Annotated in this window: 20 protein-coding genes and 1 riboswitch; of the genes, 16 read left to right on the plus strand and 4 right to left on the minus strand. The window is 42.8% G+C overall.

Annotated features, from left to right (window positions below; genetic code table 11):
• Positions 1–3: 3 nt before the first annotated feature.
• Positions 4–2,142, minus strand: coding sequence for a ribonuclease R (gene rnr, locus NAF17_RS05685; protein ID WP_252757011.1), 2,139 nt, complete (start codon positions 2,140–2,142; stop codon positions 4–6).
• 150 nt (positions 2,143–2,292) lie between these two features.
• Here rnr and NAF17_RS05690 point away from each other — a divergent pair, with 150 nt between their 5' ends.
• The 7 genes from NAF17_RS05690 to rplT all read left to right on the plus strand — a co-directional run bounded on the left by NAF17_RS05690 (position 2,293) and on the right by rplT (position 8,438).
• The gene (locus tag NAF17_RS05690) at positions 2,293–2,982 is read left to right on the plus strand and encodes an aspartate/glutamate racemase family protein (RefSeq protein WP_252757012.1); all 690 of its coding nucleotides are present in this window, start codon (positions 2,293–2,295) and stop codon (positions 2,980–2,982) included.
• 61 nt (positions 2,983–3,043) lie between these two features.
• Positions 3,044–4,363: an MFS transporter gene (locus tag NAF17_RS05695; protein ID WP_252757013.1), complete on the plus strand. Its 1,320-nt coding sequence runs from the start codon at positions 3,044–3,046 to the stop codon at positions 4,361–4,363.
• A 15-nt stretch (positions 4,364–4,378) separates the two neighbouring features.
• Complete coding sequence (locus NAF17_RS05700) at positions 4,379–5,107, plus strand: (Fe-S)-binding protein (protein WP_252757014.1); 729 nt, start codon at positions 4,379–4,381, stop codon at positions 5,105–5,107.
• A gap of 127 nt (positions 5,108–5,234) precedes the next feature.
• Complete coding sequence (gene thrS, locus NAF17_RS05705; RefSeq protein ID WP_252757015.1) at positions 5,235–7,160, plus strand: threonine--tRNA ligase; 1,926 nt, start codon at positions 5,235–5,237, stop codon at positions 7,158–7,160.
• A 1-nt stretch (position 7,161) separates the two neighbouring features.
• Positions 7,162–7,728, plus strand: coding sequence for a translation initiation factor IF-3 (gene infC, locus NAF17_RS05710; RefSeq protein ID WP_134337813.1), 567 nt, complete (start codon positions 7,162–7,164; stop codon positions 7,726–7,728).
• 88 nt (positions 7,729–7,816) lie between these two features.
• Positions 7,817–8,017, plus strand: coding sequence for a 50S ribosomal protein L35 (gene rpmI, locus NAF17_RS05715; RefSeq protein ID WP_067059792.1), 201 nt, complete (start codon positions 7,817–7,819; stop codon positions 8,015–8,017).
• A 76-nt stretch (positions 8,018–8,093) separates the two neighbouring features.
• Positions 8,094–8,438, plus strand: coding sequence for a 50S ribosomal protein L20 (rplT, locus tag NAF17_RS05720; RefSeq protein WP_067059791.1), 345 nt, complete (start codon positions 8,094–8,096; stop codon positions 8,436–8,438).
• A gap of 143 nt (positions 8,439–8,581) precedes the next feature.
• Here rplT and NAF17_RS05725 read toward each other — a convergent pair whose 3' ends face one another.
• Positions 8,582–9,448, minus strand: a complete 867-nt coding sequence (locus tag NAF17_RS05725; protein ID WP_252757016.1) for an SRPBCC family protein — start codon at positions 9,446–9,448, stop codon at positions 8,582–8,584.
• Positions 9,449–9,559: 111 nt separating this feature from the next.
• A riboswitch (cobalamin riboswitch) is annotated at positions 9,560–9,766 on the plus strand.
• Positions 9,767–9,871: 105 nt separating this feature from the next.
• Here NAF17_RS05725 and NAF17_RS05730 point away from each other — a divergent pair.
• From NAF17_RS05730 to NAF17_RS05745, 4 genes are all read left to right on the plus strand, one after another.
• A complete protein-coding gene (locus tag NAF17_RS05730; RefSeq protein ID WP_252757017.1) occupies positions 9,872–11,905 on the plus strand; it encodes a TonB-dependent receptor plug domain-containing protein in 2,034 nt (677 codons plus the stop codon).
• Between the two features lie 9 nt (positions 11,906–11,914).
• Positions 11,915–12,988 carry a DUF5074 domain-containing protein gene (locus tag NAF17_RS05735; RefSeq protein WP_252757018.1) on the plus strand — a complete coding sequence of 358 codons (1,074 nt, stop codon included), beginning with the start codon at positions 11,915–11,917 and terminating at the stop codon, positions 12,986–12,988.
• Positions 12,989–13,039: 51 nt separating this feature from the next.
• The gene (locus tag NAF17_RS05740; protein ID WP_252757019.1) at positions 13,040–13,606 is read left to right on the plus strand and encodes a DUF6580 family putative transport protein; all 567 of its coding nucleotides are present in this window, start codon (positions 13,040–13,042) and stop codon (positions 13,604–13,606) included.
• Positions 13,607–13,751: 145 nt separating this feature from the next.
• Positions 13,752–14,441 carry an SIR2 family NAD-dependent protein deacylase gene (locus NAF17_RS05745; protein ID WP_252757020.1) on the plus strand — a complete coding sequence of 230 codons (690 nt, stop codon included), beginning with the start codon at positions 13,752–13,754 and terminating at the stop codon, positions 14,439–14,441.
• A 333-nt stretch (positions 14,442–14,774) separates the two neighbouring features.
• On the opposite strand, the gene NAF17_RS05750 is transcribed toward NAF17_RS05745, so the two are convergent.
• Both NAF17_RS05750 and NAF17_RS05755 read right to left on the minus strand, forming a co-directional pair.
• Positions 14,775–15,023 carry a hypothetical protein gene (locus NAF17_RS05750; protein ID WP_252757021.1) on the minus strand — a complete coding sequence of 83 codons (249 nt, stop codon included), beginning with the start codon at positions 15,021–15,023 and terminating at the stop codon, positions 14,775–14,777.
• Positions 15,020–15,733, minus strand: coding sequence for a DUF3291 domain-containing protein (locus NAF17_RS05755; RefSeq protein ID WP_252757022.1), 714 nt, complete (start codon positions 15,731–15,733; stop codon positions 15,020–15,022). The genes NAF17_RS05750 and NAF17_RS05755 overlap by 4 nt, the downstream gene beginning before the upstream one ends.
• Positions 15,734–15,808: 75 nt before the next feature.
• On the opposite strand from NAF17_RS05755, the gene msrC reads away from it, so the two are divergent.
• The 5 genes from msrC (at position 15,809) to kynU (ending at position 19,542) form a co-directional block, all read left to right on the plus strand.
• On the plus strand, positions 15,809–16,291 hold the full coding sequence (gene msrC, locus NAF17_RS05760) for a free L-methionine (R)-S-oxide reductase MsrC (protein ID WP_252757023.1): 483 nt from the start codon (positions 15,809–15,811) through the stop codon (positions 16,289–16,291).
• Positions 16,284–16,934, plus strand: coding sequence for an alpha/beta fold hydrolase (locus tag NAF17_RS05765; protein WP_252757024.1), 651 nt, complete (start codon positions 16,284–16,286; stop codon positions 16,932–16,934). The genes msrC and NAF17_RS05765 overlap by 8 nt, the downstream gene beginning before the upstream one ends.
• 62 nt (positions 16,935–16,996) lie before the next feature.
• Positions 16,997–17,599 carry a DNA-3-methyladenine glycosylase gene (locus NAF17_RS05770; protein ID WP_252757025.1) on the plus strand — a complete coding sequence of 201 codons (603 nt, stop codon included), beginning with the start codon at positions 16,997–16,999 and terminating at the stop codon, positions 17,597–17,599.
• A 49-nt stretch (positions 17,600–17,648) separates the two neighbouring features.
• Positions 17,649–18,149 carry a pyridoxamine 5'-phosphate oxidase family protein gene (locus tag NAF17_RS05775; protein WP_252757026.1) on the plus strand — a complete coding sequence of 167 codons (501 nt, stop codon included), beginning with the start codon at positions 17,649–17,651 and terminating at the stop codon, positions 18,147–18,149.
• 106 nt (positions 18,150–18,255) lie between these two features.
• On the plus strand, positions 18,256–19,542 hold the full coding sequence (gene kynU, locus NAF17_RS05780) for a kynureninase (RefSeq protein ID WP_252757027.1): 1,287 nt from the start codon (positions 18,256–18,258) through the stop codon (positions 19,540–19,542).
• Positions 19,543–19,544: the final 2 nt, after the last annotated feature.

The raw sequence follows: 19,544 nt of genomic DNA on the forward strand, positions 1-19,544 counted from the left end.
ATATTAATTATTTACTAATGAAAAGTCTATTTGTTTCTTGGTAAGGTCTACGTTCTTCACTCTTATTTGCACCTCATCGCCAAGCTGGTAAACCTTCTTTTTACGCTGGCCAATGATGGCATAGTTCTTCTCATCCAAAGTATAAAAATCGTCGCTTATATCGCGCAGGCGAATCATACCCTCACATTTGTTCTGTACGATCTCTACATACATTCCCCATTCGGTAACGCCCGAGATAATGCCGGTAAATATGTTGCCCACCTGGTCTTTCAGGTACTCGGCCTGTTTGTATTTAACAGATGAGCGCTCTGCATCCGCAGCCTTTTTCTCCATTTGCGAACTGTGCTTACAAAGCTCTTCGTAATGGTCGGCGTTGGCGCTTTGGCCGCCGTTTAGGTAATGTTGTAACAAGCGGTGCACCATCACATCCGGGTACCTACGGATAGGCGAGGTAAAATGCGTGTAATGGTCAAATGCTAAACCATAGTGACTGCTGCTTTTGGTGGTGTAGATAGCTTTAGCCATCGAGCGGATAGCCAGCTGGGTAAGCACGTTCTGTTCTTTTTTACCTTCCACATCCTCCATTAAAAAATTGAGGGACTTGGCGGTTTCCTTATCAGACTTGGTATTGATCTTATATCCAAACCTTGCCGCAAATTGCGCGAAGTTGGCCAGCGCATCGGGCTTTGGCGTATCGTGCACGCGGTATACAAAGGTATATTTATGCTTGCCTTTGCCCATTTTGCTAACATGCTCGGCTACCTTGCGGTTAGCTAAAAGCATAAAGTCTTCAATCAGTTTGTGGGCATCTTTACGTTCTTTTACATAAACGCCGGTAGGTTTGCCGGTTTCATCCAGCTTAAATTTAACCTCGGTGGTTTCAAAGCTGATGGCGCCTGCTTTAAACTTGCGGTCGCGAAGCTTGTAGGCCAAGGCGTTTAGTTTTTCTATTTCCTCAACGTAATCACCGGTTTTTGTTTCGATAACGTCCTGTACTTCTTCGTAGGTAAAGCGCCTGTCGGAGTGAATGACGGTTTTGCCGTACCATTCTGTCTGGATATTGGCATCCTCATCCAGCTCAAATACAGCGGCAAAGCAAAGCTTATCCTCATGCGGGCGAAGCGAACAAAGTCCATTAGACAACCGCTCCGGAAGCATCGGGATCACCCTGTCCACCAGATAAACTGACGTGCCACGTTCGTAAGCTTCCTTATCCAAAGCCGAGTCAGGAATTATATAGTGTGACACATCAGCAATGTGTACACCAACCTCGTAATTTCCATTATCCAGTTTTTTGAACGATAGCGCATCATCAAAATCCTTGGCGTCAAATGGGTCGATGGTAAAGGTAAGCACATCACGAAAATCGCGTCGCTTGGCAACCTCTTCGGCGCTTATTTCGCTTGGGATCTCTTCGGCATCGCGTTCAACCTCGGCAGGGAAGGACAGGGGGAACCCGTAATCGGCCAGGATGGCGTTCATTTCGGTATCGTTCTCGCCCTGTTCGCCCAAAATATGTTTGATACGGCCTATCGGGTTTTTAGCACTTGCAGGCCAGTCGGTAATTTCGGCTACGGCTTTAATACCATTCTTGGCACCGTTAAGATCGCTGATGGGTATAAAAATATCGTGCATCATCTTGCGATCATCGGGGATAAAGAACGCGAAACGCTCAGATAATTTCACCACACCGGTAAACTCCATTTTGTTACGCTGCAATATCTCTATGATCTCGCCTTCCTGGTGTTTGCCTCGGCTTTTGGCGTACACGTAAACCTTTACACGGTCGCCGTTAAGGGCGTTGCGCAGTTTACGGGGTGCTACAAAAATATCGGTTTCAGATGGGTCGTCGGTAACAATAAAGGCCGAGCCATCGTTGGTGAGGTCAACCTTGCCTTCAACAAAAGTTTTAAGCTCGAGCAGTTGGAATTTGCCGGGCGTTACTTCTTTCATTACGCCTTTAAAGGCTTCGTTCTTTAGTATGTCAAGGATTACGCCGCGGGCATCGGGGTCGCGTACGTTTAGCTTGGCAGAAACTTGTTTGTGGTTTAGCGGCGTATTGCCGTTTTGTTCAAATATATCCAGTACCATTTGCGTTAGCACCTGGTCTATGGTAGAGTTGTGTTTATTCTTTTTTGACATTTATTGATGTTTGTTGCTAAGGTACGAAATGCTAAGGCTTTGTAGGGTAACGATTGCGAAACATTTAAAGCCCGCGTAAGCATAATGTAAAAAATGTCGATTTTGTTGGGCTTTATAGGTAACCTGTATGATTTATGATAGTTTTACCACATGAAAACTTTAGGACTTATCGGCGGTACCAGTTGGGTATCTACCATAGATTATTACCGCTTTATTAACCAGGGCATTAACGATAAACTGGGTGGCGTAAATGCCGCGCAATTATTGTTGCATTCTTTTAATTACGCCGATATCGTTAAAAACCATGCTGAAAACAATTGGGATAAAACAACTCAAATGATCATCGACGCGGGAATCGGATTAAAAAACGCTGGTGCCGAAGCCATTATCCTTTGTGCCAATACGTTGCATTTGGTTGCCGAAGAAGCCGAACAGGGCATTGGCCTACCTGTCATCAATATCGCGATAGCAACTGCTAAAGTTATAAACCAGCACGGCTTAACCAAGGTAGCTTTGTTAGGCACCAAGTTCACCATGGAGAAAACTTTTTTTACCGATAAGCTTACTTCCGCGGGCATCGAAGCCATAACACCCAACCAGGCCGACCGCGATTACATCCACCAAACGCTTATGGACGAATTGGGCAAAGGTATTTTACTGTCCGAAACGAAAGCCCGTTACCTGAAAATTATGGAAGACTTAGTACAAAACGGCGCGCAAGCCATTATTTTAGGTTGTACCGAAATACCTTTGCTGATAAAACCCGAAGATACCAATGTAATGCAATTTGATACTACGCAGATCCATTCGGCAGCAGCGGTTGAGTTTGCTTTGGGGTAAGGAAAACGTCGATTTTTTCAAACATTTCTTAAACTCCAAAAATTGCATACTTTTATCTGCAATGGAAGAAAAGAATAACGAAAGAACCATCCGGGCATGGGCTATGTTCGATTGGGCAAACTCGGCTTACAACCTGGTGATCACCACAACCGTTTTCCCGGCCTATTATGTGGCTATTACCGCCAACGCGGCAAACGGTAACCGGGTAAATTTTTTTGGCTTCAGCGTTATTAATACTGCCCTGCAAGATTATGCCCTTGCTGCCGCTTACCTGATAATGGTGCTTTTACTTCCAATATTAAGTTCCATTGCCGATTACCGCGGTAATAAAAAAGTGTTTATGCAATTCTTTACCGCAATAGGCTCGCTTGCCTGTTGCAGTTTGTTTTTTGTGAATGAGCAAAATATTCAGTGGGGCATTGTCGCCTTCGCTATAGCGGCCATAGGTTATGCCGGTGGTTTTGTATTCTATAACTCTTATCTGCCAGAGATTGCTACCCTTGATATGCAGGATAAAGTGAGCGCAAAAGGTTTCACTTACGGCTATATAGGCAGCGTTTTGCTCCAGCTTATTTGCTTCGTATTTATATTAATGCCCGATACTTTTGGGTTAACAAAAGGCTCGGCTTCACGCTTGTCATTCCTGTTAGTAGGCATTTGGTGGATGGGTTTCGCTTTAATTCCATTCAACATATTGCCTAAGGGCAGCCCAAATGCACAATCGCACCACAAAAATATTATCAAAGGCGGCTTTATAGAATTAGGCAGCGTTTGGATTAAAATAAAAAGCATGCCACTACTTAAATGGTTTTTGTCGGCATTCTTTTTTTACTCCATGGGCGTACAAACCATTATGTTGGTTGCTACCAGCTTTGCCGCCAAAATATTAGGCATGCCAACTGAAGATTTGATCAAGATTATCCTCATCATACAAGTGGTTGCCATTGCGGGTGCTACGATAATGTCGCGCCTATCTGATAAATACGGTAACGTACGGGTGCTGATATTTGTGGTATTACTATGGATAGGCATTTGTATTGCTGCATACTTCACCAAAACAGCAACGCATTTTTATATTGTAGCCATATTTGTAGGCTTGGTAATGGGAGGGATCCAGTCGTTATCACGTTCTACCTACTCTAAATATTTACCGCAAGATATCACTGACACCGCATCGTTCTTTAGCTTTTACGACGTTACCGAAAAGCTTGCCATTGTAGGCGGTTTATTAAGTTTTGGCTTTATTGAGGAGTGGACGGGCAACATGCGTAACTCCACACTGGTATTAGGCATATTCTTTGTTGTAGGTTTGTTTTTGCTGTTTTCATTATTAACAGCCGAGAACAAAGCGAAGAAAAATGCCGAATTTAGCACCCGTTAACTTTTACCCTTACTAATGACAATTGAGTTATTTATCCCGTGTTTTATAGATCAGTTGTATCCGGCCACTGCATTTAATACCGTTAAAGTGCTGGAAAAGGCCGGTTGTAAGGTAAACTACAATCCCAAACAAACCTGCTGCGGTCAACCCGCATTCAATGCCGGTTTTTGGGACGATGCCAAAGCTGTGGGCAGCAAATTTCTGAATGATTTTCGCGAGGATAGCATTATTGTTTCGCCATCAGCATCCTGCACCGGTATGGTTCGTAATTATTATAACGACCTATTTACCAATACCGCGTTACATAATAAATGCCGCAACATCCAAAGTAACATTTACGAGCTAAGCGATTTTTTGGTGAACATCATGAACGTGGATTATTTTGGTGCCGAACTGGAAGGCCGCGCCGTTTATCACGATAGCTGCGCCGGCCTGCGCGAATGCAAAATTAAAGACGAGCCACGCCAGCTGCTTTCTAAAGTATTAGGCCTGGAACTCGTCGACCTGAAAGATAACGAAACCTGCTGCGGTTTTGGCGGCACGTTTGCCGTTAAGTTTGATGGCATAGCCACTGCCATGGCACAGCAAAAGGTTGATAACGCCCTTGCCGCCAATGCCGAATATATCATCTCTACCGACGCTTCCTGCCTGCTGCACCTGCAAGGTTATATCGATAAAAACAGCTTGCCCATCAAAACCATCCACATAGCCGATGTGCTTGCACATGGGTGGGGGAATGTGTAATCCGCTTATTTAAACATTTACTTTCGCTGTATAAATAAAATCCTATTTTTGCGCTAAGTATAGATCGCGTTAGTATGCGATTGGTTATAATTCACTTATTTATTAAAAATTTAAATCATAGTTGTAGATGATTAGTATTACACTTCCTGATGGTTCCGTTCGTGAATACGACAAAGGGATTACTTCTATGCAGATAGCCTTGTCTATCTCCGAAGGTTTAGCACGTAACGTATTGGCTGCCGAAATAAACGGCGAGATTTGGGATGCAAGCCGCCCTATCGAAGAAAATTCGGCAGTTAAGCTCTTAACCTGGAACGATGCAAAAGGTAAAGCAACCTATTGGCACTCATCCGCCCACTTACTGGCCGAAGCTTTAGAGGTTTTATACCCTGGTACCAAATTTGGTATCGGCCCGGCTATCGAAACCGGTTTTTATTATGATGTTGACTTTGGCGACGAGCCATTCTCATCAGATGATTTCAAGAAAATTGAAGACAAAGTTATCGAGCTTGCTAAAACCAAAAGCGAATACATTCGCAAACCGGTTAGTAAAGCTGATGCTATTGAATACTTTACCGAGAAAGGGGATGAGTACAAGCTTGACCTTTTGAAGGACCTGCCGGATGGCGCCATTACTTTTTACACACAAGGTAACTTTACCGACTTGTGCCGTGGCCCGCACATCCCTAACACAGGTAGCATCAAAGCAGTAAAGCTAATGAGCGTTGCCGGTGCATACTGGCGTGGCGATGAAAGCCGCAAACAGCTTACACGTATCTATGGGGTTACTTTCCCTAAGGCGAGTGAGTTGACTGATTACCTGTACCTGATAGAGGAAGCCAAAAAACGCGACCACCGTAAATTAGGTAAGGAATTGGAACTGTTTGCTTTTAGCGAAAAAGTAGGTATGGGCCTGCCATTGTGGTTGCCTAAAGGTACTGCTTTGCGCGAACGCCTGACTAACTTTCTGCAAAAAGCACAGGCTAAGTCCGGTTACGAGCAGGTAATTACACCGCATATCGGTCACAAAAACCTTTATGTAACATCTGGTCACTACGAAAAATATGGTGCCGATGCGTTCCAGCCGATAAAAACCCCGCAGGAGGGAGAGGAGTTTTTCTTAAAACCGATGAACTGCCCGCACCACTGCGAGATCTATAAAACTAAACCGCGCTCCTACAAAGACCTTCCTGTTCGTTTGGCAGAGTTTGGTACTGTTTACCGTTACGAGCAAAGCGGCGAGTTGCACGGCTTAACCCGTGTACGTGGTTTTACACAGGATGACGCGCACTTGTTCTGCCGTCCCGACCAGGTAAAAGAAGAATTTAAAAAGGTTATTGACCTGGTGCTTTATGTATTCGCTGCTTTAGGTTTTGACAGCTATACCGCACAGGTATCGCTACGCGACCCGAACAACAAAACCAAATATATTGGTACCGACGAGAACTGGGCTTTGGCCGAAAGTGCTATCATTGAGGCTGCTGCCGAGAAAAACCTAACTACTGTAGTTGAATATGGAGAAGCGGCTTTCTATGGCCCCAAGCTTGATTTTATGGTGAAGGATGCGCTTGGCCGTAAATGGCAGTTAGGAACTATCCAGGTAGATTACAATTTACCGGAGCGATTCGAGCTGGAATATACAGGGAGCGATAACCAAAAACACCGCCCGGTAATGATTCACCGTGCACCGTTTGGCTCGTTGGAACGTTTTGTTGCCGTATTAATTGAGCATTGTGCCGGTAATTTCCCGCTTTGGTTGTCGCCAGAGCAATTTATTATCCTGCCCATATCTGAAAAATATGAAGAATATGCAAAAAAACTTTCAGATGAGTTAAAAGATTCCGATATTTGCGGGCTGATTGACTTTAGAGATGAGAAAATCGGGCGTAAAATACGCGACGCTGAAGTTAAAAAAATCCCTTATATGCTTATTGTAGGCGAAAAAGAGGCAACCGAAGGGTTGGTTTCTGTCCGCAAACACGGCACAGGTGATTTGGGTAGCATGAGCATTGAGGATTTTAAACAACAAATAATTAAAGAAATAACAGTATAACTTGGCTTTAAACAAACCTTTCAACAGAGGACCAAGGCTTCCATTTAAGAAAAAAGAAGCCGAACATAATATCAACCAGTTTATTAGGGCACAAGAAGTGCGCCTTGTAGGTGACAACGTTGAGCAGGGTATATTCTCGTTAAGAGATGCACTTGCCATCGCTCAGGAACAAGAACTTGACCTGGTTGAGATATCTCCAAACGCAGTACCTCCCGTTTGTAAAGTAACCGATTACAATAAATTCGTTTACGAGCAAAAGAAGAAACTAAAAGAGATAAAAAGCAACGCCAAGCAAACCGTTATTAAAGAGATCCGTTTCGGGCCGAATACTGATGACCATGACTTTGAATTTAAATTAAAGCATGCGCAAAAGTTTTTGGAAGCCGGCGAAAAAGTAAGGGCTTACGTACACTTTAAAGGCCGTGCAATTGTATACAAAGAACAAGGCGAGATATTATTGCTACGTTTTGCACAAGCATTAGAAGATTTAGGTAAAGTAGAGCAATTACCAAAGCTGGAAGGTAAACGTATGTTTTTAACGGTTGCTTCAAAAGCGCAGAAAAAGTAACAATTAAGGCAGGTGCGTTGGTATGCAGTTGCAATTAAAATAAAACGTTGAGATAACGTAAATCATCTAAAAACAAATAAATAGAGTTATGCCAAAAATGAAAACCAATTCCAGTGCAAAAAAGCGCTTTAGGCTTACTGGAACCGGTAAAATTGCCAGAAAAAACGCATTCAAAAGCCACATCTTAACAAAGATGTCGACTAAACGTAAGCGTAACCTTAGTCACACCAGCCTGGTATCTAAAGCTGACTTAGGCAACGTAAAACGTATGCTTTGCATAGGCAAGTAATCAAACAAATTTTTTAACCAGGTATTAGAGTACAGAAGCTCCTGAAAAGGACACTCACTACCAAAAACAACACAACATGCCACGTTCAGTTAACGCAGTCGCGTCGAGAAGACGCCGGAAAAGGATCATGAACCTCGCCAAAGGTTATTGGGGTTCAAGAAGCAAGGTTTACACCGTTGCTAAAAATACAGTAGAAAAAGGTTTACAGTATGCATACCGTGACCGTAAGACCAAAAAACGCGAGTTTAGGGCCTTATGGATCCAACGTATCAACGCAGGTGCACGCCAGCACGGCATTTCTTACTCTCAATTAATAGGTAAGTTAGCCGCTAAAGAAATTGGTTTAAACCGTAAGGTATTAGCTGATTTAGCGATGAACCACCCTGATGCATTCAAAGCTATCATTGACGCTGTAAAATAATCAGCGCATATTTATATTAAAAGGTCTTCTGTTTATTCAGAAGGCTTTTTTTGTTTATAACATTGTCATCTTGAGCTTGTCGAAGGATTGTACAATTCGCTAATGGTTCGACTGGCTCACCATGACAAGCGTCTCTTACACATCTAACTCTCGGCACCCAGTGTTTGCCTGCTATCAATAGGCTTAATATGTAAACGGAAGCGGGAGGTATCATCTCCGAGCAAACTATCTTCAACCATTTTTTCTTCAAATACAATTGCTATTGGTTCTGCATAGTAGTTATCATTTACTTGTGATGTATCTGAAGCGATGCCGCCATCGATATCCATATACTGTTTAAAGTTGCGTACATCCTTATCGACCATGTTTTTAAATAGCGGGTTTAAGATATGGGCGATGCCACCTCCAAAACCACCGGCAGGAGGGCGGTAGCTGATGATGATATCTACCAAGGTGCCGCTACCATTAATGCTATCCTGGAAACGTACTTTACCAGCGTTATCAATCAATGACCCGGGTATCGAACTCCAGCCGATGCTGTAACCCGGCTCATCACGAACAATCTCGGCATCCCAACTTACTTTGACTGTTCCGATAGGTATTTTTAACACCCAATGTGAGCGTATATTATCTATGACCTCCACACTCTCGAGGTGTTTCATGAAAAGGGGCAGGTTATCCAGGTTGCGCCAAAAGTCATAAACTTCCTGGCGTGGTTTGTCAATATAGTATGATGAACGGATGTTTATGTTAACCGGCTCGGTACTGTTACGGCCCATTCGCGAATATAATTCACAATGGCCCGTAAGTCCGCGGTTGAGCAGGTATCCACCCGCGCCAAGCTTGATAATGCTGGTGAAAGGGCTTTTGAATAATCCTCTAAAACCGGATAATGCCAGTTTGATACCACTTGCGATAGAAATGGTACGCTCGGCGGTAGAAAGGTTTAAACTTGGTTCCTGGCTTTCGGCCGGGCCACGGTATCTGTTTTGCAATGCTAATGATGTCATGGTATGTTGCGTTTGTATTTATTAAACACCTTAAATTACAGCGGGTTTTCGTTAATTGAAATTAATTTAACCGGTGCTGATAATTGCATTTGCCGTTAGCATTTCTAATGCTACATTTGCATTGCTTTAGGTTCCTGCCGCGAAGCAAATTCACAGCAGGATTAAAAGGGAATACAGTGTAAATCTGTAACTGTCCCGCAGCTGTAAGCTCCGTTAACCAATGTCCGTTCAAAATTGCCACTGTGCCGAGTATTTCGGGATGGGAAGGCAGGGCAAAGGGGAGCAAGTCAGAATACCTGCCTCAGCATTATATTATTCATAGCTTTCGGGGATTGAGGCTTGGATGTGAATGCTCTTCATAAGGCGGTGTATTTCCATTCTTGTATTTTCCATTTTTGTACGCTATGATGTTTTAACATCAGCATGAGGCACGGTTACGATAGTATTTTCAGGTTAGCAAAACCCCCTTTTATAAGCAAGACGTTTTGTATTGCGGGCGTTTTCCTATTAACTTCAACTGTTGTTTTCGCGCAGCGCGATACTACAAAACATCTCAAAGAGGTACCGATAAAGGCATCGACTGCACTCAGGCTACAAACGTTAATACCGGCACAACAAATCACCCAAAAAGATTTTGCACATTACAGTGCTTTTAATGTGGCCGATGCCGTGCGCAATTTTGCAGGCGTTAACATTAAAGATTACGGCGGCATTGGTGGATTAAAAACCATATCGGTACGGAGCCTGGGCACAAACCATACCGCTGTGTTATACGACGGTGTGCAGCTGAATGATGCCCAAAGCGGACAAATAGATCTGAGTAAATTCAACCTCAATAATGTTCAGGAGATCACCCTGTATAATGGCCAACCCGGTGACCTGTTGCAACCAGCACGGTCTTTCGCGTCTGCAAGCGTGTTGAGCATTAAAACTATCCGCCCAACTTTGACGGCCAAAAAAACATACCAGATCCAGGTGGGGGCAAAGGTGGGGAGTTTTGGGTTGATAAATCCTTACCTGCAATGGCAACAGCGGGTTAATAATAACTGGCAATTTGTTATAAACGGCAATTATATAAAAGCCAACGGCCGGTATAAATATGAGGTAGATAATGATGGTTCGGACACTCTTTCTACCCGGCATCACGGCGATGTGGAATCAATACAAACAGATGCCGCGTTGTACTATAATAAAAATGATAGCAGTAAATTTAATATTCACATAAATTACTATAACGCTAAACGTGGATTGCCGGGGGCGGTAGTATCTTATACCGAAGGACATGGGCAGCAACTGAATAATGACGATGTATTTGTACAAACAGGATACGAACGCCTATTTAAAAACGGATTTTCGCTATTACTTTACAGCAAACTCTCCCAACTAAAAACCCGTTACCTCGATTCGCCTTACAATAATATCCAGGGATTTATTCTTGAAAATTACAAACAACGCGAAGCTTATCAATCGGTAGCCCTCTCATATCATTTAACCAATAATTGGGATATCTCCTACGCTATCGATGCATCCTATACTAAAGTAGATGCTGATATTGATAAGTACGCTTACCCTGCAAGGTTTACGCTTTTAAACGTTATTGCCAGTAGCCTAAAATTGGGTAAGTTGCAACTACAGGGAAATCTGCTGCAAACCAATATTCACGAAACAGTGCAAAAGGGTACGGCCTTTCAGCAAAAGTCGGTTTTGTCGCCAACACTGATGGCAACGGTGCAGCCTTTCTCCATTCCGAATCTTAAAATACGGGCATTTTACAAAAACGTTTTCCGCGCGCCGACTTTAGATGAGTTGTATTATTATGCGTTTGTAGAGCGGGTTATAAAACCCGAATTTGTATATCAGTATGATTTGGGAGCTACATATTCTAAAAACGTAGATGGCATATTTGAATACATAGCTATTACTGCCGATGCTTATTACAACTATGTTAAGAACAAGATTCTGGCTGTCCCAAACAGCAACCCGGCAATATTCTCGTTCAGTAATTTGGGTAAAGTTGATATTAAGGGAATCGATCTTGGTTTTAAAACACAAACAAAACAGCATAATGGTTGGAGCGCTTCGCTCAATACCAATTACACTTATCAGCAGGCTATTGATGTTAGCGACCCTACAAGTTCCAAATACCTGGAGCAGATCCCATATACGCCAAAGCATACGCTTGCAATAAACGCCGGGGTAAATTATAAAGATGCAGGTGTTTACTTTAATCATATCATGTCATCGGGCAGGTATTATACGGGCAACAATTTGCCGGAATACCTCGTGCCCGGTTATTCAGTAACAGATGCATCGGCTATTTATAAATTCATTAGCGGTAAAATGCCTTTGCAAACCTCGTTCGAGGTAAATAATCTTTTTAATACAAATTATGCTATCATCAGGAGCTTCCCCATGCCGGGCCGCTCTTATCGTTTATCTATTCAAATAACAATTTAATATATCATCATGAAACAATTTCAAATCAAAACATTAATGATTGCCGCGGCATTTGCATCTGTATTGTCGGCTTGTAATAAAGACAAGATCACACAAACACCAGAACTGCCTGCCTCAGAACAGCGCGCAGGCATTTATATAGTGAACCAGGGCAATATCACTCACAACAACAGTTCGCTTAGCTTTTATAACTACACTACCAAAACTGCAACCGCCGATATTTTTACAGCAGCTAATGGTCGCGGACTTGGTGATACCGGGCAGGATGCTAAAATTTACGGCTCTAAAATGTACATCACTGTGAATTACTCGAGTACATTAGAAATTGTAAACGCTAAAACCGCAAAATCTATCAAGCAAATAAAAATGGTTGATGGCGCTACCGACCGCCAGCCGCGCTACGTAGTGTTTAACAAGAACAAAGCTTTTATATCTTCTTACGACGGTACGGTAGCTGTGTTAGATACCGCTACGTTAACTATCGAAAAATACATCAAAGTAGGCCGTAACCCCGAGCAGATGGTTATTTCTAATGGTAAATTATATGTTGCCAACTCAGGTGGATTAAGTTCAACGCCAGATAAAACCGTTTCTGTTATTGACCTGAATACCTTAACAGAAATCAAGAAAATTGAGGTAGCGTTAAACCCAACAACTATATCTGCAGATGCCTTTGGCGATGTATATGTTATAGCTTACGGTACGTATCCATCTGTTCCTAAGATCACAATTATCGACAATAACGCAGATGTGGTTAAAACCACAAAAGATATCGATGCAGGTTACGGCACTCCGTTTTTTGTGAGTGGAGATATAGCGTATTATTATTCTGATGCCGGTAAGATTAAAGTTTACAACTTAAAAACCCAATTGGTTATAAATGATAACTTTACTATAGGCGGTACAACTCTTAATGCACCTTATTCTTTAGCTGTTGACCCTACGACAGGCGAGGTTTTTGTGACCGATGCAAAAGATTTTAGCAGCAATGGTAAGCTATTCGCATACGATAAAACAGGTAAATACGAGTATGACATTGCCACAGGTATCAACCCGGGCGCGATAGTTTTCGTTAATAAATAGCATTTTATTTTATAGTGTATTATCAATAAATTTGCGGTAGATAACCCGAATATGTCTTTACAAAAAACGAATACCCGTACAACCGTACTTATAGTAATGGTGCTTGCTGCCATAGCCATGCGCATTGTAAATACGCAAGTACCTGCCTTAAGCAATTTTACACCTGTGGGTGCAGTTGCCTTATTTGGCGGTGCTTACTTTGCCGATAAATGGAAGGCTTACCTGGTGCCGTTGCTGGCGCTTGTAATAAGCGATATGGTTATCAACTACATTTACGCGGGTAAGTTTACGTTTTACACCAGTTCGTTATTTATGTACGGCTGTTTTATGCTGATGACATTTGTAGGTACCTTCATAAAAAAAGTGACAGTGCTAAACGTAGCGGCAGCATCTGTAGTTGCTGTTTTGATCCACTGGTTTATAATGGACCTGCCGTTTGTTTACGGCATGCCAAATACTTGGGCTAACTATGGTACGCTGTTAGTTAAAGCCGTCTATCCGTTTGAAACCAACATGCTGATAGGTGATGCCGTTTATGGCGCAATCCTGTTCGGCGGGTTCGAGCTGGCAAAAAGCAAATTCACTGCTTTACAAGGCAAAAGGCAACTGGCTTTGTAAGCTGATAATATTATTTAGTAAGCGGTTGGCCTTTGGTTAACCGCTTTTTTTGTTAGTGTGCACGGACAGATACGCGAAGTATTGCGTATCTACATGTTTATTTATTGTAGAGGCGCGATAATTCGCGCCTTAATAACCATTAATTATGAAAAGAATAGTAGTGCTCACCGGCGCGGGAATAAGCGCTGAGAGCGGCTTAAAAACCTTCAGGGATAGCGATGGGCTTTGGGAGGGATATAACATTGAGGACGTAGCCACGCCCGAGGCCTGGGAGCGAGACCCCGCGTTGGTTCAGGATTTTTATAATCAACGCCGCAGATCCGTTTTAGAAGCCGAACCTAACGCCGCTCATTATGCGCTGGCAAAATTGGAAGCGCAATATCATGTCACCATTATTACCCAAAATATTGACGACCTTCACGAACGGGCGGGCTCAACTAATGTGGTGCACCTGCACGGCATTATTACAAGGTCGCAATCGAGTGTGAATGCTAACCTGACTTATCCGATAAATGGCTGGGAATTGAAGATGGGGAAGAAGTGTGAGTTAGGTTCACAATTACGTGCGCACGTAGTATGGTTTGGCGAGGCTGTACCAATGATTGAAACAGCCGCAAAAATTTGTTCAGAAGCCGAGCTATTTATTCTGGTGGGTACATCACTTGCAGTGTACCCGGCAGCGGGATTGATCAACTACGTTTCGCACGATGTAACCAAATATATCATCGACCCAAACATCCCAACAGTAAGCAATAAACGAATTGTAGAGATGCCTTATAAAGCCACGATAGGGGTGCCCGTGTTGGTTGATGAACTCATTGAAAATGCCCAATAAAAGGGTCACAAAAAGCAGCTTTTTTATTGATTAAATATCATTCAACTTGTATTGCCAAATTGTATTTGCAAAAGGGTTATTGGCGTGTATAATTACCAAAATAGGCTTTAAAAGCCTACCAAATATAATTTGGTAGATGTGCTTTTAATTAAAATAACTTATTTATTTTCAGTATTTTAAATAAGTTATATATGTTATATATTCGCGTAATAAATAGTCGAATAAATTTGAAATATTCGATTTATACTAAAACCACTGCAAAATAAAATTCTGTGATTGAAATTTGTGAAATATAAATATCTATTCTACAGATACTTACTAATTCTATATCTACTAATAGTTATACCTGTAGTAACTTTCCCTAAAGTCTTTGCCCATTTCTACAAAGCGTGCCGAAACGGTATTCAAAAAGGGTTCATCAAGCAATTCAAAAACGCTGTTAACGCCCTCTGTCAAATCCATATCGGGGATCTTGTAGGTCTGCTCAAGTGTGCCTTTTTCTATCTTTACAATAAACTTTTGGTTCATGCTAAGGATAGATATTTTAAAATCGGGGTGTGGTAATTCTGCTATTATTCTCATGTTGTAAAATCTTGTTTTAACAACCCGTCCAAAGGGTTTTTTCCATAAACAGTTCCGGTGGTTTCAATGATGCGGAAACGGGCGAAAAGTTCTTCGCTGTACCAGCCCTCGCTGCGCGTTTTTTTGATTACTTCAGCATGCTGTTTACTGCCGTAAGCAAAGGCCTTCATGTGCTCCATACTTTTCCAAACCGAAATGGTAGCCTGGCGGTAAATTGGTGCTTCACCCACACCAAATGACGTGATGTATCCCGGCGCGTCAACCATCAGGTTGGCCACCTCATCCACATGCGACCAGAAGTTTTTCAGCCTGCTCATTTTAACGGTAGCGCGGGTAAGTACCGCCATTGGCCCGCCTTCGACTTTGCCATCGGGTTTGCCAAAGGGTTCTTTGCCGTCCCATTTGCCGTGGCTTACCACCGGTTTGCATAAAAGTGTCCAGCTTTCGGTGCCGAGAATTTTCCACCATTTGCTTACGAAGGATGTTTTGGCAAAGCGTTCATAATCTTCCCGTTCATTCCATACTGCTAAAAGTCCCCATTGCTGCCAGTCGGGTTGCAAATCGAAAGTGCCGTTGCGGCCGCTGCCCAACAACTTCCAAAAACTGCAGCCATTCTGCAGCATCATGGGCAGGCGGTGTACGGCCATGGCCAACAGGGCAAATGGCACAAAAGCTTTGCGGTAACGTATTATAGTGAGGCTTACAATCATCTTGTTGCGAAAATAAAATATTAAATATGAGATTTAGCTTATTTACTTTCAACACAGGCATATTACATTTGCTTTATGGCAGAGGACTTACAAATCACAGTATCAGCAAATAAAGAAGAGCAGTACCAAACGCTTATCCCGCAGATAGCGGCATTACTGGAAGGTGAAACTGACCTGGTGGCAAACCTGGCAAACATCGCGGCAGCGTTAAAAGAACAGTTTAAATGGTTTTGGGTTGGTTTTTACTTGGTGAAGCAGGATGAATTGGTTTTAGGCCCCTTCCAGGGCCCCGTAGCTTGTACGCGCATAGCCAAAGGCCGTGGCGTTTGTGGTACCTCATGGGCCAAAGCCGAAACGCTGATCGTGCCCGATGTGGAAGAATTCCCGGGGCATATCGCCTGTAGTTCATTATCCCGTTCAGAGATGGTACTGCCGCTTATCCATCGAGGAGAAGTGATTGGCGTGCTGGATGTGGACAGCTCAGCACTAAATGAGTTTGATGAAACAGATGCTAAGTATCTTAACGAGGTTATCAGCTTGATAAAATTCAATGCATAAGGTTTATTTGATAGCCGGACTTGGGGCTGATAGCCGTTTGTTTAAGGACATTATATTACCGGAAGCGTATGAAGTTATTTTGGTTGACTGGTTTGTCCCAAAGCCGGATGATACTTTAATCACTTATGCACAAAGTATTATCAATCAATATGGTATCGAAGAAAATTCAATAATAATTGGCGTTTCCCTTGGCGGGATGATCTCGGTTGAGATTGCCAAACAGGTAAAGCTTAATAAGGTAATACTAATATCAAGTATTAAAACGGATAGCGAAGCGCCATGGTACTTTAAGTTCTTCAGTAGCCTGCCGGTTTACAAAGCCATACCCGGTAAATTGATGACACATTTAGGGTTCTTAATAAAGGGAATGTTTGGTAAGATGAATAATAATGACTTGGCGCTATTCAAAAGTATGTTGCGTAACTCGTCGCCTGTGTTTATGAAATGGGCGATGCGGGCAGTGCTGTATTGGAGAAATGATGTTGAGGTTGCAAATCTGTATCATATCATCGGCGACAAAGACCTTGTTTTTCCTCACCAAAACATTAAAAACCCAACAGCGGTTATCAAAGGCGGTACGCACATTATGGTGTTTGATAAGGCAGATGAAATAAACGCCCTGCTGGCCGATATCCTGAAATAAACATAAAACTCGCATAAGGATTTTTAAGTAACGAGGAAATCACTAATTCACTAATTGTTCGGATGAAATTACCCGAAAGCTATTACCATAACCCAGACGTAGTTGCGCTAAGTCGCGACCTGATAGGCAAATACCTTTTCACCAATATCGATGGCGTCCTTACCGGCGGATACATTGTTGAAACAGAAGCTTACGCAGGGGTTAACGATAAGGCTGCGCATTCATACGGCGGGCGTTTAACCCCGCGTACCCAAACCATGTACTTGCAGGGCGGGGTATCGTACGTGTATCTATGCTACGGTATTCACGAGATGTTTAATGTGGTAGTATCAGAAGAAGGGCATCCCCACGCTATTTTAATTAGGGCTATACAACCTACTGACGGGTTGGATGTTATGATGTTGAGACGAAATATGGAAACCGTAAAGCCTAACATCACCAAAGGCCCGGGTTCGGTTGCTAAAGCTTTGGGCATCTCCCGTAAAATAAACTCGGTTAGCCTGCAAAGTGATGTGATCTGGATCGAGGACAGGGGGTTAACCATTTCGGAGGAAGAGGTTGTTACAGGCTCGCGCATTGGCGTTGGTTATGCCGGTAATGACGCGCTGCTGCCGTACCGTTTTTATGTGAAAGGAAATATTTATGTGAGCAAGCCCAACAAATAATTTTTTTGTTGGTTTAAAGTTCATACGAAATCAACACTAAAGACATACGATGAGCAACGATTGGTCAAAAACAGAAAGCCTGAAATATTTACAGGACAAAGTGAACGAGGTAAGAACAGCGATGCTTACCACCTATAATGAAGAAAAAGGTTTTAACAGCAGGCCAATGGGCACTGCCAATATTGATGATGAAGGCAACATCTGGTTCTTTACCAATGAATATTCGCCAAAGGTAAGTGAGATCTCGGTTGAGAACACTGTTTCATTAACCTATTCTGATGTTAAAGCGCATACCTACCTTAGTATTGTAGCCGAAGCATCACTGGTTGATGATAAAGCAAAAATGAAAGAATTATGGAACCCTTTTATTGAGGCATTCTTTCCCGAAGGATTAGATGATCCTAAACTTACCTTGCTAAAAATAGCACCTACAGACGCTGAATACTGGGATAGCAGCAGCAGTAGTATGGTTGTCTTATTCAATATGCTAAAAGCAAGGCTAACCGGCAAGCAGTACGACGAAGGCAAACACGGGAAGATAGAATTATAACTTTTTAAAGGGAATCAATCTTTATTCAAGGCCGCAAATATTTATTTGTGGCCTTGTTATTTAATATAATTGGTTTTAAGAAATAGCTTTTTTGTAATATTGGCTGATGATTTACCAGGACACTTTACAATTTGCCCAAAAACTGGATGAGCAGGATGCTTTAAAAAGCTTTCGCGAAGAGTTTTTGATCCCTAAACATAACGGCAAACCGGCTGTTTACCTTTGCGGGAACTCTTTAGGGCTTCAACCGCGCTTAGCAAAAAAATATATCCAGGATCAGCTGAACGCATGGGAAGATAACGCGGTAGAAGGCTGGTTTATGGGGGATGAACCCTGGCTCAAATATCATAAGGCGTTACTTCTGCCATTAGCCAATATTTTAGGCGCCAAGGAAACGGAAATTACGGTGATGAATTCACTTACAGTGAATCTTCACTTACTTATGGTAAGTTTCTATAAGCCAAAAAGTAAACGATATAAAATACTGATGGAAGCAGTGGCGTTCCCGTCAGATCAATATGCCATAGAAAGCCAGGTGCGTTTCCACGGATTCGATCCTAAAGATGCAATTGTTGAGGTTACTCCACGCGCAGGGGAAACCTCATTACGAACCGAAGATATCCTGCACCAGATCGCCGATAACGCTGATGAATTGGCGCTGGTAATGTTCAGCGGCATAAATTACTATACCGGCCAGTTCTTCGATTTGGAAGCTATAAGCAAAGCCGGTCATGAGGCGGGGGCTATAGTCGGTTTTGATTTGGCGCACGCTGCAGGTAATGTCCCCCTAAAACTGCACGACTGGGATGCCGACTTTGCCTGCTGGTGTTCATACAAGTATATGAACTCTGGCCCTGGTGGTATCAGTGGGATATTTGTTCATGAAAAGCATTTCGATGATAATACCCTCAACCGCTTTGCCGGATGGTGGGGCTACCGTAAGGATAAACAATTTTTAATGGCTCGGGGCTTCGAGGCAGAAAACGGGGCAGAGGGGTGGAACGTAAGTACCGGCCCCATCTTACTAATGGCCCTGCACCGTGCATCGCTGGATATTTTTGAAAAAGCGGGGGGCTTGCAAGCCTTACGCGCAAAAAGCGAAACGCTTACCAGTTACCTAGAGTACCTGATAGGTGAAGTGAATAAAAAGGTTGGTGAAGAAGTTTACCAGATCATCACCCCAACGGATAAAAGTCAGCGCGGTTGCCAGCTTTCTGTAATTTGTAAACGCGATGCCAAAGCAATTTTCAATTACCTCGCAGAAAATGGTGTAATTGGTGACTGGCGCGAGCCGGATGTGATCCGTTTAAGCCCAGTCCCGCTTTATAATTCATTTGTGGACGTTTTTAAGGCGTCTGAAAGTCTTTTTGAGGCGATTGACGCCGTTAAATAACA

The sequence above is a fragment of the Mucilaginibacter aurantiaciroseus genome, from assembly GCF_024055595.1.
In the GTDB taxonomy this organism is placed as follows: Bacteria; Bacteroidota; Bacteroidia; order Sphingobacteriales; family Sphingobacteriaceae; genus Mucilaginibacter; species Mucilaginibacter aurantiaciroseus.